1 protein-coding gene is annotated in these 1,281 nt (G+C 21.0%); it reads left to right on the top strand.

Going from position 1 to position 1,281, the window contains the following annotated elements:
- The first annotated feature begins 437 nt into the window (after positions 1–437).
- Positions 438–932, top strand: coding sequence for a GNAT family N-acetyltransferase (locus G3997_RS03425; protein WP_296648140.1), 495 nt, complete (start codon positions 438–440; stop codon positions 930–932).
- Positions 933–1,281: the final 349 nt, after the last annotated feature.

The following is a 1,281-nucleotide window of genomic DNA, read 5'->3' as shown; positions in this document are numbered from 1 at the left end:
ACTTGATCTATTATAGTTAAAGTTGTTAATAATGTAATAAATCTTTTATTTATCTTTTTAGTTTTAATAATAAATAAAGATAAAAATGCTACAAATACAATAATTAAAAGGTGATTTAGTGAAAATAATTGAAAGTTATTATATCCCTATGTAGTAGAAAATAGAGAATTTATAATATCCATAATTACTCACTCCAATTTATATTTATTTAATAAATATGAGATTAATTATTTAAATGTTACTATATAAATATAAAGTTTTATAAAATAAGGCTATGTTAGCTAACTTSGTTATTAATTATATCTAAAATAGGCTATAATATATGCCTTAGTAAATTTAATGAACAAGAAAAAAACTTATTAAAAAAGCTTGTTAAAGGAATGATTAAAAATATGGAAGAAGAATGGCCAATAGTAAAAAATAAAGGAGATAAATAAATGATAAATAAAGCAAATTTAAGTGATATACCACAAATAATGAATATAATAAATAAAACAGTAGAAGAAATGAAATCTTATAATAATACTCAATGGGATGAAAATTATCCTCAAGATAAAGATTTTGCAAAAGATATAGAACTTGGTGATTTATATGTTGATAAAGAGGATAATACGATTATTGGATTTATATGTGTTAATTATATAGAACCGGTAGAATATGATAATTTAAATTGGTCTAAATATGAAAAATGTATGATAATTCATAGAATGGCAGTAAATCCTGAATATAGAAATAAAGGAATAGGAAGTAAGTTAATTAATTTTGCCGAAGAATTAGCAATTAAAAACGGTGTAAATTATTTGAAAACAGATACTTATTCTATAAATACTAAGATGAATTCACTGTTTAGAAAATTTAACTATAAATTTGTTGGAGAAATGAGTTTCTTAGGAAAAGAACAACCATTTTACTGTTATGAAAAAACATTATAATTAAAATAAAAGATTATTACAAAGCTAAGTTATATTTTAGTTGGCAAGAACTTTTTTAATCATGTCTATAATACAAAAGTTCTTAAATTTAATATATTACGAACAACTTATAGTAAGTTATAGAAGTAACCACATCTTAGAATTCAATGTATTGAAAAATCTAAGATGTGGTTATTTTTATTCCATATTTATCACGAAGATGGCTAACATAGCCTAAAATAAAAATTGGCTACTAACTTAAAATAAGTTTAGCAACCAATTTTTATATCTATTCATATATATCAGAAAATTCTATATTACATCTTTCTATTTTATTTTCACTTAATRTACAATCATATTTAATAGTAKT

Source organism: Romboutsia sp. 13368 (assembly GCF_018336475.1).
Taxonomy (GTDB): domain Bacteria; phylum Bacillota; class Clostridia; order Peptostreptococcales; family Peptostreptococcaceae; genus Romboutsia.
This window is presented reverse-complemented; position numbering and strand designations above follow the sequence as displayed.